Consider the following 14,786-nt stretch of genomic DNA (forward strand, 5'->3'; position numbering starts at 1 on the left):
CAGCGTACTGAAATCGACCGCGGTGTGGCCCCCTCGGATGGGCGATACAATCGAACGATGTTGCGCGATAATTGATTCGAGATAATCAACATACCCTAGCCATTCCTGCGCTCATAGAACATCACCTTCGAGCAGAGCCGGATCGTCGCCCCGCACAGACTGCCATCCCACACCGCTTCGGTAGGGATCACGGCACCAACGAACTCGTCCCGTCCTGGTCCCGTCGTTGCCGCGCGGATCCAATGGCAGGCCTAGGCGGTCGTTCCGCACTTCCCATGAGGACAAGATCACCCAAAATCGCTGTGCACCATATCAATAGCGCCTTGCGGCACTCATGAACTTCGATTCACGAGAATTGGCGCTCGTCCTCATAGTCGATGCCTGCCGCCGAACGGAGGTGCGCAACATTTCCGCTTCTAGGGATTCCACCTCACGCGTGCCGGAGCCGTGGAGTCACCGTCTGGCCGGATGCATGACTTTCCCATCAGGATAGGGCTACGAAATTCGGCAAGTCATCGGGCCACATCAACTTGGATACAGGAAATCGCTCCGACAACTGTTACCACCAACCCTAGGCTATCGATCAGCCACGCATCCGCTTGTCGCACAGCTCTCGAAGGGTTCGTCGCTCATCGGGATCTACCGTGCCCCCGCTTTCGATCATCCACGAAAGGCGTTGGAAGAAGACCTTACTCGACACACCGAATTTTACGAAGATGTCGTCGGACGAACCACCCCCGTACAGTGCCCACTGTGATGCGAACTCGATCATCTGTCGGCTTTCTTTGTCGCCGATCATTTGCTTTTGTCCAGTAGTCATAGCACTGGCTCCTTCGATTTGAGGCGTTTCGATATATTGTCGGGCTTCGGTTGCTTCGTCGCAGGCGCAGCAGATTTGTCCTGATCGATTACCTCCTGCAGCTGCTCGATAGTCTCAGCAAGATTCGGTCCCGCCGGATTACAGGGCGAACGCCACGCAGAGAGCTCCCGCATCGACCGGATGCCCATTGTGGTCAACTGCGAGCCGGCACACAGGCATCGTCGATTCCGCCTACGAATGCCCACTATCTCGTCAACTCGGTTACCAATCCGAGAATTCCGGAACTGTGAATCACCACAGTAGGGCCGGAATAGGCGGGGATCCGACATCTGGCCCACAAGGCCGTCGCACACCTGGACGTCGTTGCCCGCGGAGGCCGCGATCCCTGCCGTCGTCGTCACGATGCGAGCGGACAGGTAGAGCTTCTCCGGAAGTGCGCCGAGCCTAACCAACAGACGGACGCTTTCGCCAGTAGTGAACGGACGAGTCACCGTGAGTGAACACAAACACACGGTTGTGATGGGACCGATGACCATCTGGGCATCCTTTCGGTTCGGCGAGCACTACGTGGATTCGACCGTGTCGTCGAACACGATCTCCCGGTTCGACAGTCGATGAAAGACGCAACCACGCCTGGCCGAGACATCGATGCCAAGAGAGACATGCATCACTTCAGGGGGAAGGCTACCACCACAGTGCGATATAGATACAACTTTTTGAACTTTCGTTCAATTAATTTGTGCGAGAGGCTCCAGAGCGCCAAGGTACTGGTCGACAAGCCCAAATCTCGAACAAATTGTCATCACCGAGGATATCGATCAGAATTTCGTTGCGCTTCACGGCAAGGGCTCTTAGGGACCTGCCCGGCAGCCGCGCGTCCCTCTCACCGAGCCTGTCGACGCTGACCGCGGAACTGGACCACCGCCAGGTGGGACAACCTGGAGCCATGTAGGTTTCGGGCTGCGCATGTAGCGCTGAATCCGCTCCGGAGAGTCCGAAATCTCTTCCAGCGCAGCCAAAAGAAGATGCATCCGACGCCACCCACGTCGTCCTCACCTCATTGCCGACTAGGACGGAAGGATCGATACGCCTTGTCAGGCAGCGGGCGGGTTCCATCGCTCCCACAGTTCGGTGCTATCTCTTCACCGAGATGCCGCGGTTTCCGAGCCTTCGCGAGGGCCGAGAAAGACACCCCTCGTTCACTTTGCTCTACGGCCACCCACTGGGAGACCTGACCGCGTCGCGGGATTCCCGGTCGCAGATTTGCGTGACAACCTCCGCATCCTCCCGCAGCGTTTCAGCATGGCCGCAACGGGACGGACGCGGACGGACCTGCGTCCGCCTCGTCTTGATAACCAAGGACGCTCGCCACAAGGCGCGTGGCCTCGGTAGCTCTTGGTCAACGATGATGCTCGGGTTGGTCTGTGATTTCCAGATCAGCAGGCCACGTAGCGGCAACCTTTGCGGATACTGGGTGCGTGCTTGAACTGAGGTCCGCAAGGCTCATCTGGTTGATCGCTTAACTGTCGGTGCCGTCAATTCCGCGGTGACGGCACTCGTGTAGACAGTCGATCGCCAATTCGGTACGGGAGCAGACGATTTGAACGCACCAGCTTATTGGTTCTGATCTAATTCGCGCACAATCTACTAACTTGAAAGGTCGATACTAGATCAACTTCAAGACTACTTTGTTCGAGATTGTCCGGTCGAATGCGGTACGAAAGGCGGACTCTGCGTCGGCTACATCGAAGGTGTGTGTCAGCATTGGCGTGAGGTCAGTCCCGGCGGCGAGAAGGTTGACTGCGTCGGTGACTTCGTCCAAGAATCGAAATGATCCGAGGTAGTCAACCTCTCTCGTAACCAGGCGTGCAAGGTCGAGGGTGATGTCGCCCGCGGGAAGCATCCCGACTTGCACAATTTTCCCTCCGGGACGGACACAGTCGAAACACTGTCTCAACGCCTGCGGAACACCAGTTGCTTCGAATACGACATCGGCATGCGGAGTGAGAGATTCATCGCGTGCAATGTTCACCACGCGGTGGGCCCCGAGTTTCGCGGCGATGGTGAGCGCGCGGTCCGTTATGTCGCCGACACAGATTTCCGAAGCCCCGGCCGCAAGGGCACTGACGATGATGAGGCAGCCAATCGGTCCGGCGCCGTTGACTACCACACGCTTTCCCTGGAGGTCGCCGGCTCGTAGCACCGCATGCAACGCGACGGCGAGAGGCTCGGATACTGACGCGGTCTGGGTATCGAGGTGCGGCGGAAGTACTCGTATCTGTGACGCGCTGACGACGACGTATTCACTGAACGCTCCATTGCTGTGAGGTAGGCGTGCAGCACTGCCGAGGTGATCGACGTCCGGCGAGAGATGGAGGGTGTTTCCGTTGTAGATAGCGCAGGGGGAGGGAAACGTGGCGGGGTGAACGGTGACCTTCTCCCCCGGTTCGACGTCGGATACGTCCCCTGCAACGTCGACGATGCGGCCAGCGATTTCGTGACCGAGCACAATGGGCTCGCGGACAATCGAGGTACCGGCACCACCATGTCTCCAGTAATGCAGATCCGATCCACAGATACCGCCGAACTCCACACGAATCCTCACCGAACCCGGCACGAGCTCCGGCTCTGGTACGTCCTCGACTCGAAGATCGTCGACACCATGCAGGACAACGGCTTTCACGAGAACTCGCCTTCAAAGGCGGGATGCAGCGTTTCAACAGCGCGCGAGACTAACCGCGGCGCAATTTCGCCCAGAATCACATCTTTGAAATGCTTGGTTCGCCGGTGCTCTTCCAAACTTGCGTGCGAGTCCCACCCTTCGAGCAACACGATCGAGTCGTTATCCGTGACATAGGCGTGGAAGTACAGATTTCCTACCTCGGCTCTGGTCAGCCTGGCTGCAACAAGCAGATCATCGAGAACTCCCTGGAGCGATTCTGCGTCAACCTCGTAGCGCGCCAGCGTTGTGACGGTCATACCTCAACCGCCATGTACTTGGTCTCGAGATACTCGTGGATTCCGCTCGTACCCCCTTCACGACCGAGCCCTGAGGCCTTGGTCCCTCCGAATGCTCCAGCCGGGTCCGAGACGAGCCCCCGGTTGACGCCGACCATGCCCGTTTCGAGGCGTTCCGCGTAGGCCAGCGCCTGGGTCTTGGAGAACACGTACCCGACGAGACCGAAGTTGGTGTCGTTTGCTGCGTTCAGCGCGTCCTCATCGGAATCCACCCGGTAGACGACAGCCACCGGCCCGAAAATCTCCTCGCGTGCGATGCGTGACGACAGTGGCACGTCGATGAGGAGTGTTGGTTCGAAGAAAGATCCAGTGCCCTCGACCCGTGAACCACCGACCAGTAGACGACCGCCTTCGTCGACGGCACCGTCGACCAGCTCTTGCAAGGTGCGTGCCTGTTTGTCGCTGACCACTGGGCCGATGTCGACTCCAGGTTCTGTACCTGGGCCGAGAACCAGTGCCGAGACTCGCTGCTGCAACTTCATCACGAACTCATCGTGCACGTCGGTGTGGACGATGAATCTGTTTGCGGCAACGCAGGACTGGCCACCATTTCGGAATTTTGCAACCATCGCACCGGCGACGGCGGCATCAATGTCTGCATCACTGCAGACGACGAACGGTCCGTTACCGCCCAGTTCCATCGATGCCGTGAGGACGTTCTCCGCAGCCTGCCGCAACAACGTGGTGCCCACCGCGGTGGACCCGGTGAAGCTCACTTTCCGAAGCCGAGGATCGGACATGAGGGCCGCCGACAGGTCACTCGATCGTGACGTAGTCACGATGTTTACCACGCCTGGAGGAACCCCGGATTCGTGCAGGATATCGACCAACATGGTCATCGTCAGAGGTGTGAGTGCGGCCGGTTTGATGATGACCGAACAACCTGCGGCCAGTGCTGCACCAATCTTGCGCGTGCCCATGGCAAGGGGAAAATTCCACGGCGTGATCAGTAGACACGGACCGACAGGTTGTTCGGTAGTCACGATCCGGTAGCCGCCAGTAGGAGCCGGACCGTAACTTCCCGCGACGTGCGCGGCTTGCTCAGAAAACCAGCGGAAGAATTCGGCGCCGTACGCGACTTCTCCGCGGGATTCCTGAAGTGGTTTGCCCATCTCTGCAGTCAAAACCGAGGCGATGTCCTCGGTGCGGGCAATGATGGCGTCGAAAGTCTTCCGAAGGATCTCCGCCCGCTCTCGACCCGTCGTTGCTGCCCATTCCGATTGGGCGGCGACAGCCGAATCAAGCGCTGCAATCCCGTCGTTGACGGTAGCGTCGGCGACGTCGGCGAGTACCTCGCCGGTTGCGGGGTCGTGTACGGCGAAGGTCGAATCGCTGGAGGAACCGTGCCATCGGCCGGCAGTGAACAGTCCGACGGGGACAGCGGAAACGGACGCTACGGTCGTTCGCAGCGAATCTTCGGTGAGACTGGAGAGAGCCATCGGGGTTTCGCTTTCGATGCGGGGAGAAGGATTTTCAGTACGTGGCGCTCTGATGCCGTAGGGCCGTCGATTCGACGACCTTCATATCGAGTTCCAGGGCGAGGGCCGGGTTCGAGTGGGGCGGGCAGTCGCCCGTTTTCGATCCGTGAGAACGTGGATCGTTGCCCTAGCTTGTACGACGGCTCGAATGGCCGGTCGTCGGGAAACGCTTCGACATAGCGGACTTCCGGCCAGGCAAAGCTCAAGTGCTGGTGCAGAATTGGATGCGCGTGGGTGGAGACTGGGACTTCGAACTGTCGTGCAACGCCGATAACGTCGATCGTAGGGGCGAATCCGCCGAGCGTGGTGACGTCAACTCGGAGGACGTCGACCGCATCGGTGAGTACGAGATCCATCAATACTCGGGGGTCCGTGATGTCGTCCCCTGCACTGAGCGGCACATCGACCAGTTCGCGAAGTTTCGCGACATCAGCGATGCGGTGCCTCGGGAAGGGGTCTTCGACCCACTCCAATTGCGTATCAGATATCGCATCAATCGTCTCCGCTGCCTCGCGGACGCTACGCCATGCGCCGTTGACGTCGACAATCAACTTCAGATCCTCACCTGCATATTCACGCGTGAGCTGCAGTCGACGTCGCAGGATCTGGGGGTCCTCGTATCCTGCGGCCTCGAGTTTGATCGCCACATATCCTTCAGATGCTCGCTCTGCGAGGCGTCGGGCGAATCCTTCGTCTGTCTCGCCGGGAAGCTCGTACCCTTCGACGAGCAGCACTTCGGCTGGTTGAGAATTGCCACCGAGGAGTTTCCAGACAGGTGCCTCGAGTGCTTTTCCGCGTATGTCCCACAATGCGATGTCTAGGAGTGAGCGCGCCGGTGCCAAGATTCCGTACTGATCCGACGACGCGGTGTGCTGGCGCAACGACTCGTGAAAGGCACCGATTTCGAGACTGTCTGTTCCGAGTGCGACAGGTGCGATCAGGTCGTTGATCGCGACGTCGATCGGTGAGGTGCGGCTGAGTCCGATCGATGCGCCGGTCAGTCCGTCGGCTGTTTCGACACGCACGACCGTGTAGTCGCGATGTGTGATCGTGTTCCACTTGAATTTGATGGGGTGGTCGAGTGGGACTCGGCATGCGTAGGTGTCGATGCGGGTGATCGCGCTCATGCTGTCACTTCCCTGCGCGAAGAGCGTTCGCGGCTTTGGCCGCAATACCGTCGGCGTCGAGCCCCAGATGCCGGTAGAGGTGTGTCGGCGGACCGACAGGCACGTAGGCGTCCTGCACTCCGTGCCGAAGGAGCCGGGCGGGTGACCCGTTGTCTGCGAGAACTTCAGCCACCGCGCCACCGAGGCCTCCGATGACATTATGTTCTTCCACTGTCATGATCACGGTCGACGCATTGGCCGCTGTCATTATCGCGTCGAGGTCGAGAGGTTTGATCGTGTGCATGTCGATCAGTCCTGCGTTGATTCCCTGGGCGTTGAGCTGTGCCACTGCTTCTTTCGAAGGATGAACCATAGTTCCGGTCGCGATCAGCGTGATATCGGACCCGATCGAATGGACTACGGCCTTGCCGATCTTGATCGTTGATGCGTCGTCCTTGGTGTACACCTCGGGGTCACGGCCACGGGCAATACGAATGTAGACGGGTCCTTCGATCGACACAGTTTCGCGGATCAGCGCAGACAACTGATTCGGATCCGCCGGCGCCAGGACAGTCATGTTCGCCATCGACCGCGTTATTGCGAGGTCTTCGGTGGCGTGGTGGGACGTCCCGTAAAAGCCGAGCATAAATCCCGCGTGATGACCGATCATCCGCACCGGCAGGTTGGTGTAGGCGGTGTCGGTACGCATCTGTTCCACGGTCAACAGCGACATGAAGCTGGCGAACGTGGCAACGAACGGCTGGAGTCCGGTGGTCGCCAGCCCTGCCGCGGCACTGACCATGTTCTGCTCGGAAATACCGAACTGCACGAACCTGTCTGGGTAGCGTTCCTGGTAGGTGACCAGTCCGTTGGAGTACTTGAGATCGGCCGTTCCGACGACAATCGGATGGCCTTCTTCCGTGAGTTCGGTCAGGGTGTCCGAGAGAGCATGGAAACCGGGAGCCTGGTGGATCATATCCGTCAGCTGCCAAGACTTGCCGCGGTATCCGACGGCGGCGGAGGAAGTGAGGGTCATTTCTTCAGTCCTTCTGCAAGTTCTGCGTATACGGCTTCCTCGTCGGCATCGTCGAGCCATCCCAAATGCCAACCCAACTCCGATTCCATGAACTCGACCCCCTTGCCCTTTACGGTATGTGCAATCACGACAACGGGTTTGGAGCCAGAAGGGCGGTTCTTCAGTGTTCGGAGCAGTGCTGTCAGTGCTGCAATGTCGTGTCCGTCGACCTCGTGCACTTCCCAGCCGAATGACGCCCACCGATCGGTGAGCGGCTCGAGGCCGATGATGTCGTCTACCTTGCCGTCCAAGGAGAACTGATTTCGGTCGACGATGGCAATCAAGTTGGAGGCTTGGTGATGGCTTGCGCTCATCGCCGCTTCCCAAATCTGGCCCTCGTGTAGCTCGCCGTCGCCGAGGAGAACGAAGACGTCGAATGGTTTCCCGGTGATTTTCGATCCCATGGCCATGCCGAGTCCTGTCGACAATGCGTGACCGAGGGTGCCGGAGGAGAAGTCGATTCCGGGGATGATCGTCATGTCTGGATGATCGCCCAGGGGGTTTCCCAGTCGGGTGTACTCGTCGAGGATCGACTTGTCGAAAAAGTCCCAATCAGCGAGCAGCGGATAGAGGCCCACCGCTGCGTGGCCCTTGCCCATCACGAATCGGTCCCGCTCGTCCCAGTCGGGCTCGCCCCGGCGAAGGTCCATGACGTCGTAGTAGAGGCTGGCGAAGATCTCGGCGCAGGAGAAGGTCGATGCGTAGTGACCGGTCTTGGCGATGGAGATCAGTCGCACAGTCTCGGTCCGGACGAACATCGCTTTCTCTTCCAGTGCCGCAATTTCTTTCGCGGTAAGTGCGACTTCGCCTGTCTGCGGCGGTTCCGCTATGGTACCGACAGTTTCGGGGGGCATATGTTCCTCATTTCAGGGGGATGATGTTTTCTGTCGCGGCCGGATCGCGGTACCCCAGAGAATGGGAGATAGCACGTCCTGCGGCCACGGTTGCGTTGATAACTTCACTGCGGAGGTCGCTGGGATCGGATCCGAGTACGGATTCGCGCAATCCGCTGACGGAGACAGCAGCGCAGATAGACCCGGTGTGGTCGAAGACCGGGACACCGACTGCGGCAATTCCGGGGGTCACGTCACCATCGGAGATGGCATACCCTCGCTCGCAGATGTCCGAAAGATTTTGGAGAACGGTTGCAGTGCTGCGCTTTCCGTTCGCGGTCGCAGTGTCGAGAATGGAACCTTGAGCCAAGGACTTCCATTGATCCCATACCGCGGGTTCAGAATAGGCCAACAAGGTCTGTGGAGCGGCACCGACATGCAATGGTAGCGAACCACCTAGTCGCAGAGCAAGATTGGCGACGCGAAGCCCTTCGATTCGATCGATACATATGGCCTCCCAATCACGCCTGATGCACAGGAACACCGTCTGCTCGGTCACCCGGTTGAGTCGCTCCATGTGCGGGCGCGCAATCTTGCGCTCGTCGAGTCGCTGCACCGCAGCTGAACTCATACGAAACAGATGCAATCCGAGTCGCCAACTACCTTTCGAGCTTCCCGTGTCGATCCATCCGACATCCGCAAGGTTCTTCAGCAGCCTGTACACGCTGCTGCGCGGTTCGCCGAGCAGCTCGGCGATCTCCGTGCTGGTCAACTCCTCTCGCGTCGACAACACCTCGAGCAGGCTTGCGACCTTCCCCAAGAACTGAGTCGGTTGAGCCTTGCCGCCCACATCGTCAAAGTCTTTGCCGTTTCCCATATTTTCCCCTTCGACTATGCCATGTGAGAAGAAAGTTATCACCTCTTGCACATAGCGTCCACCAAATGATAAACATTTGCGAGAGTTGGATCACATCGCAACGCTGCGGACGATCCACACCACAGAAAATTCGCACATCACCCGACATAGACGGAGTTCACACCGTGAAATTGAACAGTCACCAGCGCACACTCGGCGATCTCACCGGCCGTACCGCCTTGATCACCGGCGCGAGTAGCGGCATCGGCGCTGCTACTGTGCAGACATTCCTCGCCGCAGGTGCACGAGTACACGCTGTCGCGCGGAGGAAGGACGCGATGTACGAGGTCGCTCCCGACGCCGTCGACGACGGGCGCCTGATACTCCATCCGCTCGACGTTGCGGACGGCTCGGCCGTTCAAGCATTGGCAGACGAACTCGCGGTATCCGATCCCATCGACACTCTCGTGCTGGCAGCCGGCCGCAACGTCAATCCTCGTACATTCGGCGACCTCACCTTCGAGGCGTTCGACGACCTCATGAAGGTGAATCTCAACGGCGTCTTCTACGCCTTGCGCGCCACATTGCCGCAGTTGCGTGAAAACACCGGCGACGTTGTGATCATCTCCAGCGTCGCCGCATTCTGGCCCGACCACAGCGGCGCTGCCTACCAAGCATCGAAAGCCGGCGTCACAGCAATGGCTCGCGGCGCCGCACGAGACGAACACGGAAACGGCGTCCGGATCACGTCAATTCTTCCGGGCGTCGTCAATACTCCAATCCTCGACAAGAGGCCGGTGCCGCCTCCGGCAGAGGTCCGTGCCTGGTTCATTCAACCGGAAGATGTCGCGACTGCCAGCTTGGCAGCGGTAACCATGCCCGGACGAACGACCGTTTCTGAAATAACCCTGACTGCAACGCGTTTGCAGTCAATCGGAAATACACAGCAGGCGACGCCGGTACTGCCGGATTCGCTTGTCTCCCACTGACCAAGATGTGAACCCATGGCAAGGGGTGCTGAACCACATCACCGTTCGCGATTCACCCGAACAGTGTTCATCTGACTACGGTCGAACGTTTTCGAGCGACAGCAGTCTCGAGAAAGAGGGACGACATGAATACAGCCCAACCACAGGCTGATCCAGAGCGGGACGTAGCACCCGTTGCCGTGAGTAACAAGCAACTGTTCCGCAGCACGATGTCAGGCACAATTGGTACGGCTCTCGAGTACTACGACTTCGTGCTCTACGGACTCGCGGCCGCCGTGGTGTTCAACAAATTGTTCTTCCCCGACGTCAGCCCGGCGGTCGGGTTGCTCGCGAGCTTCGCCACGTACGCAGTCGGATTCGCAGCACGACCGATCGGAGGCCTCGTCCTGGCGGCGTGGGGCGACAGGGTCGGGCGCAAGAAAATCCTTGTCGCGACGGTTGTCCTGATGGGAGTTTCCTCTTTCGCCATCGGACTGTTACCTACATACGAGCAAGTCGGCCTGTGGGCTCCCATGCTGCTAGTCCTCCTTCGCGTCGCCCAAGGTTTCGGAGCCGGTGCCGAGCTCGCCAGTGCCTCAACTCTTCTCGTCGAATCGGCACCACCCAAACAGCGTGGCCTTTTCGGTTCATTGCTCTGCATCGGCACCAATACCGGCACGTTGATCGCATCGGGCGTGTGGTTGCTTGTGGTCATGATGCCCGATGACGCACTGTTCTCCTGGGGTTGGCGTATTCCGTTCCTAGCCAGCATCGGTATCGCAGCATGGGGGCTGTGGATGCGCCGCGATCTCGACGAGAGTCCCGCTTTCGCCTCGGTTGCCGATCGCCAACAGCACAAGAACATCAAAGACATCTACGGCGGCGTATTCGGGTCCGGACGACGCGCGTTCTTCACCTGCTTCGGCCTGCGTATCGGCGAGGGCGGCACCTCGATCATCTACCAGGTCTTCCTGGTCGGGTACATCGCCACACTGCCGGGGGTCTCGAAGTCAGTCGGCACAATGGCACTCGTGATCGCATCGCTCTACGCATATCTGTCCATACCGCTCATCGGCTGGTTGACCGACAAGTACGGACGTCGCCCCGTCTACCGCGTCCTGTCGGGATTCCAGGTGCTCTTCGCGTTCCCAGGCGTCATGATGGTCAACACCGGCAACACTGTTCTCATCGTCATAGCATTCGTCCTGGCCTTCGGCACCGCCGTCCTCGGCATGTACGCCGTAGAATCGGCTTGGATGGCAGAGATCTTCGGATCCCGGTATCGCCTGTCCGGCATTACCGCCTCAAAAGAACTCGGTGGACTACTCGGAGCAGGAATTGCGCCATTCATTGCCGCTGCGTTGAGCGCGGCCATCCACCACTGGTGGCCAATTGCTACCTACGTAGCGCTGCTCGCGGCAGTCAGCTTCACCGCCTCCCTCCTGGCGCCTGAAACCAAGGGACGCAGCCTCGTTGACGAAAAGGATGCAATTTAAGATGCCCAACGTCATAATCGTCACCGGCGGCGCCAGCGGCATCGGCGCGGCTGCCTGCCAACTACTCGCGCAGCGCGGAAACCGCATCGTCGTAGCCGACCTCGACCCAGACAAAGCCTGTGAGGTCGCCGCACGCCTACCCGAAGGTGACCACCTCGGAATCGGCGCGGACGTTCGGTCAACCGAATCCGTAAACACCCTGGTGGCAGCAACATTGGGAAAATACGAAAGAATCGACGGAGTGGCAGCATGCGCCGGCGTCGTCGATCCTTCCCCATCCCATTCGGTAACCGACGAGTCCATCGAACGACTCCTCGACATTCACCTGATGGGCACAATCAGGATCACCCGAGCGGCATATCCACATCTGAAAGCTAGTGACAACGGCGCCATCGTTGCGATGTCCTCAATGGGAGCCCACCTAGGCATCCCCGAACGGCTCGGCTACTGCGCCGCCAAAGGAGGCATCGAGGCCGTCGTCAAAACACTCGCCGTGGAATGGGCTCCCGACCAGATCAGAGTCAACGCCGTAGCACCAGGGTGGGTCAAGACACCCGCAATCACCCAGTTGATCAACGACGGATTCCTGGACCCAAGCCCAGTTCAGACTCGCACACCGATGAACCGGTTCGCCGAACCTTCCGAGATTGCCGAAGTCATCGCCTTTCTCCTCTCCCCCGGGGCCGGCTACGTCACCGGCCAAGCAATCATCACCGACGGCGGCATGACGATCCAGGGCCCCTGGCCAAAATAGCCGCGAGCGGGTCCATCCCTGATGCGGGATCAGCACGGCTCGTTTGCTGATCCCGCGCTTCCGTCACCGTCCACGTTCGATTTCCCGACGCCGGACAAAAAGTCCGGAACGCGCGCCTCGGCCCCGTTCCGTAGCAAGACGCCGGGATTACCACCGACACGGCCTCCGGCGATTGCCCCGATCGAGATAGGTGTCCTCGAACCCTCCACGAGAGTCTTGGGCCTGCATCTCTCTCGCGTACGCAGAGGCCTCGCGTCAGGGCTAGGTGTCATGCGGCACCGTCCCTGCACCGGTCAATCCGACCCCACTCGACCGCACTGACCTGCCGTAAGGGCGCTGGCAGGAGCGGACAGGGCGCCCTCGCAACGAGGACAAGTGCCCATAGCTCCTATATGGGAGCTATGGGCACTTTCCGGGGCATCGTTGACTACCTTTTGGGAGAGCATTGCGCCCACCACCTGGTCGATGGGCAGGGCTCAACGCGCCAGAATGGCCACTTCAACGCTGGACAGCTCCCACGCCATGACCTGAACGTCATCGTCGATTCCTCCGTATCAACGACGTACGGACCAGAAGGAATGCCTCCAAAGGCCGAGTCCGAGGACGCCGAGTGACGGGCAACGCTCCTTGAGTGAGGGCCGTCGATCGGTCGTTTTTAGGCACTATCACGTTGTTGAACGCGGCAAACTGGGAGAATTCGCGGAGTGAGCATCGGCATACCGTCGCACAAAGGTCACCGCTACCCGGTCGAGATCATCAACCACTGCGTATGGTTGTACTTTCTGTTCCCGCTCAGTTTCCGTGAGGTCGAGGAACTTATGCTCGAACGCCACCGGAAAGCGCCTGGACGCGAGCGTGGCTAACTCGGCGCAGCGCCTCTCCGGATGCTTTCCCACGGGCCCGAGCCACTCCGGGCCGCCGGCCGCACATTCGACGAAGGAGTCCAGCATGGACAAGGAACAGTGTCCGTTGTCGCCAACTGCGGTGGAAGCTGTGACGCACCGCGAGGTCTCAGTCGCCGTGAAGGAATAGCGGCGATGACTCATACAGGCGACCGACGGTCATGACGCTACTTAACCTGTTGAAGGACTGCTGGAACGCGCAGCGAGACACACAGTCACTGCGCCTGTTCATCGAATCGCGCGGCTTGGCCCGATATGCACGCGGCTCCATCGCAGTGCTGACGCTTCTGTCGGCCTTCGTCGGCGCCGCATCGCTGGCGACACCGGCCGGAGCGGACGACCGGTTCAGCAGAGCCATCGTGGCGGGAATGGTCGTGGGGAGCTGTCTGTGGGCAGTGCGATGGAGCGTCTGGCAGTGGCCTTCGTTCCGGGAGTCGGTGGCATTCCTCGTCTACGCGGACCTGTCCATCATGTTCGTCTGCTTGGCTGACTCGGATGCCCTCTCCGGCTTGCTCGGTTCCGCACTCCTCGTTCTGACAGGGACGTACACAAGTTTGATGTTGGGAACGCGAATGATGTTCGCGCACATCGTGTGCAGCGCTGTCGCCATCGCAGTTCTCGCCTCCCAGGTTGCGTCCGACCCCGATCACGATCTGGTGCAGGCGACGGCGAAATCCACAGTGCTGGTCACGTTGGTGGTGGTCCTTCCGGTGGTCGTCGACCTGGTGGTACACCTCATCCGCACCGATGCCGACATGTCCCTGACCGATCCTCTGACAGGTCTGTCCAACCTCCGCGGCATGAGGGCGCGCCTGTCCGTGTTGGAGCAACACGCGCGATTGGCCCCGCCACCCCCGGTGGTAGCAGTCATCGTCCTCGACCTCGACCGTTTCAAGAACATCAACGACACGCTAGGTCATCAGGTCGGGGACGAGGTTTTGATCCGCGTCGCACGCGCCGTCCACCATGCGTGCGGACCGGCCGCGATCGTCGCCCGACAGGGAGGCGAGGAGTTCCTCGTCCTCGATCTGTACGCCGACCTGCACTCCGCGCGAGACGTCGCCCACGCGATCTGCGACACCATCGCCCTAGGACCACTCAAACCAGCGGTCACCGCCAGCGTGGGCATGGCCGCGACGTCCAGTGCGCACGCGTTGCATGACGGCGGGGACGTCAGCGATCTGATCGCCCGCGCGGACGCCGCGATGTACCGAGGTAAGGCACTCGGCGGCAACCGTGTCGTCATGGACGAGACCCTCGGTCCAACTTCTTCAGCGGAGACGTCGCCGTGTTGAGCACACAGCACGGGGACCCACTGTCCGCGCCGGGTGCCTTGTTCAACCCTGCATCCTGCACCGTCCACTCCGCTTCCGACCTCGCTCGTTCGGATCGGTGAATACCCACGAAGAGACGTCCCTCACAGCCACTAGCGAAATGCCCCTACAATCGACGTTTCAGGCCGCCGGCTCCGAGGTAGCTG

The 14,786-nt window shown here is 59.9% G+C and carries 12 protein-coding genes and 1 pseudogene; 5 read left to right on the plus strand and 8 right to left on the minus strand.

Going from position 1 to position 14,786, the window contains the following annotated elements; translation table 11 throughout:
• Positions 1-583 precede the first annotated feature (583 nt).
• The 8 genes from ABIE52_RS00900 to ABIE52_RS00935 all read right to left on the minus strand — a co-directional run bounded on the left by ABIE52_RS00900 (position 584) and on the right by ABIE52_RS00935 (position 9,207).
• Positions 584-820, minus strand: coding sequence for a hypothetical protein (locus tag ABIE52_RS00900; protein WP_192713122.1), 237 nt, complete (start codon positions 818-820; stop codon positions 584-586).
• Positions 821-2,486: 1,666 nt separating this feature from the next.
• Positions 2,487-3,503, minus strand: coding sequence for an L-idonate 5-dehydrogenase (locus ABIE52_RS00905; protein ID WP_192713121.1), 1,017 nt, complete (start codon positions 3,501-3,503; stop codon positions 2,487-2,489).
• Positions 3,500-3,799 carry a putative quinol monooxygenase gene (locus ABIE52_RS00910; protein ID WP_192713120.1) on the minus strand — a complete coding sequence of 100 codons (300 nt, stop codon included), beginning with the start codon at positions 3,797-3,799 and terminating at the stop codon, positions 3,500-3,502. The genes ABIE52_RS00905 and ABIE52_RS00910 overlap by 4 nt, the downstream gene beginning before the upstream one ends.
• Entirely contained in the window at positions 3,796-5,277 is a 1,482-nt protein-coding gene (locus tag ABIE52_RS00915; protein ID WP_192713119.1) for an NAD-dependent succinate-semialdehyde dehydrogenase, read from the minus strand. The genes ABIE52_RS00910 and ABIE52_RS00915 overlap by 4 nt, the downstream gene beginning before the upstream one ends.
• Entirely contained in the window at positions 5,232-6,443 is a 1,212-nt protein-coding gene (locus ABIE52_RS00920) for a mandelate racemase/muconate lactonizing enzyme family protein (protein ID WP_354541391.1), read from the minus strand. Before ABIE52_RS00920 ends, ABIE52_RS00915 begins: the two co-directional genes overlap by 46 nt.
• 4 nt (positions 6,444-6,447) lie before the next feature.
• Positions 6,448-7,458, minus strand: a complete 1,011-nt coding sequence (locus ABIE52_RS00925) for a transketolase family protein (protein WP_192713117.1) — start codon at positions 7,456-7,458, stop codon at positions 6,448-6,450.
• Positions 7,455-8,351 (minus strand): transketolase, encoded by an 897-nt coding sequence (locus ABIE52_RS00930; RefSeq protein WP_192713116.1) that lies wholly within the window; start codon positions 8,349-8,351, stop codon positions 7,455-7,457. The genes ABIE52_RS00925 and ABIE52_RS00930 overlap by 4 nt, the downstream gene beginning before the upstream one ends.
• 7 nt (positions 8,352-8,358) lie before the next feature.
• Positions 8,359-9,207, minus strand: a complete 849-nt coding sequence (locus tag ABIE52_RS00935) for an IclR family transcriptional regulator (protein WP_192713115.1) — start codon at positions 9,205-9,207, stop codon at positions 8,359-8,361.
• A 164-nt stretch (positions 9,208-9,371) separates the two neighbouring features.
• Here ABIE52_RS00935 and ABIE52_RS00940 point away from each other — a divergent pair, with 164 nt between their 5' ends.
• From ABIE52_RS00940 to ABIE52_RS00960, 5 genes and pseudogenes are all read left to right on the plus strand, one after another.
• Entirely contained in the window at positions 9,372-10,175 is an 804-nt protein-coding gene (locus ABIE52_RS00940; RefSeq protein WP_192713114.1) for an SDR family oxidoreductase, read from the plus strand.
• Positions 10,176-10,300: 125 nt separating this feature from the next.
• Positions 10,301-11,650, plus strand: a complete 1,350-nt coding sequence (locus tag ABIE52_RS00945) for an MFS transporter (protein WP_192713113.1) — start codon at positions 10,301-10,303, stop codon at positions 11,648-11,650.
• A gap of 1 nt (position 11,651) precedes the next feature.
• Positions 11,652-12,404: an SDR family NAD(P)-dependent oxidoreductase gene (locus tag ABIE52_RS00950; RefSeq protein WP_192713112.1), complete on the plus strand. Its 753-nt coding sequence runs from the start codon at positions 11,652-11,654 to the stop codon at positions 12,402-12,404.
• Positions 12,405-13,114: 710 nt separating this feature from the next.
• Positions 13,115-13,234, plus strand: a pseudogene (locus tag ABIE52_RS00955) (IS6 family transposase); the annotation flags it as partial.
• A 233-nt stretch (positions 13,235-13,467) separates the two neighbouring features.
• A complete protein-coding gene (locus tag ABIE52_RS00960) occupies positions 13,468-14,601 on the plus strand; it encodes a GGDEF domain-containing protein (protein WP_192713111.1) in 1,134 nt (377 codons plus the stop codon).
• Positions 14,602-14,786: the final 185 nt, after the last annotated feature.

Source organism: Rhodococcus sp. OAS809 (genome assembly GCF_040546695.1).
In the GTDB taxonomy this organism is placed as follows: Bacteria; Actinomycetota; Actinomycetes; order Mycobacteriales; family Mycobacteriaceae; genus Rhodococcus_F; species Rhodococcus_F qingshengii.

Coding starts and splice junctions, on each gene's coding strand:
- ABIE52_RS00900 (WP_192713122.1), bottom strand. CDS start 820: ATGACTACTGGACAAAAGCAAATGATCGGCGACAAAGAAAGCCGACAG.
- ABIE52_RS00910 (WP_192713120.1), bottom strand. CDS start 3,799: ATGACCGTCACAACGCTGGCGCGCTACGAGGTTGACGCAGAATCGCTC.
- ABIE52_RS00915 (WP_192713119.1), bottom strand. CDS start 5,277: ATGGCTCTCTCCAGTCTCACCGAAGATTCGCTGCGAACGACCGTAGCG.
- ABIE52_RS00920 (WP_354541391.1), bottom strand. CDS start 6,443: ATGAGCGCGATCACCCGCATCGACACCTACGCATGCCGAGTCCCACTC.
- ABIE52_RS00925 (WP_192713117.1), bottom strand. CDS start 7,458: ATGACCCTCACTTCCTCCGCCGCCGTCGGATACCGCGGCAAGTCTTGG.
- ABIE52_RS00930 (WP_192713116.1), bottom strand. CDS start 8,351: ATGCCCCCCGAAACTGTCGGTACCATAGCGGAACCGCCGCAGACAGGC.
- ABIE52_RS00935 (WP_192713115.1), bottom strand. CDS start 9,207: ATGGGAAACGGCAAAGACTTTGACGATGTGGGCGGCAAGGCTCAACCG.
- ABIE52_RS00945 (WP_192713113.1), top strand. CDS start 10,301: ATGAATACAGCCCAACCACAGGCTGATCCAGAGCGGGACGTAGCACCC.
- ABIE52_RS00950 (WP_192713112.1), top strand. CDS start 11,652: ATGCCCAACGTCATAATCGTCACCGGCGGCGCCAGCGGCATCGGCGCG.
- ABIE52_RS00960 (WP_192713111.1), top strand. CDS start 13,468: ATGACGCTACTTAACCTGTTGAAGGACTGCTGGAACGCGCAGCGAGAC.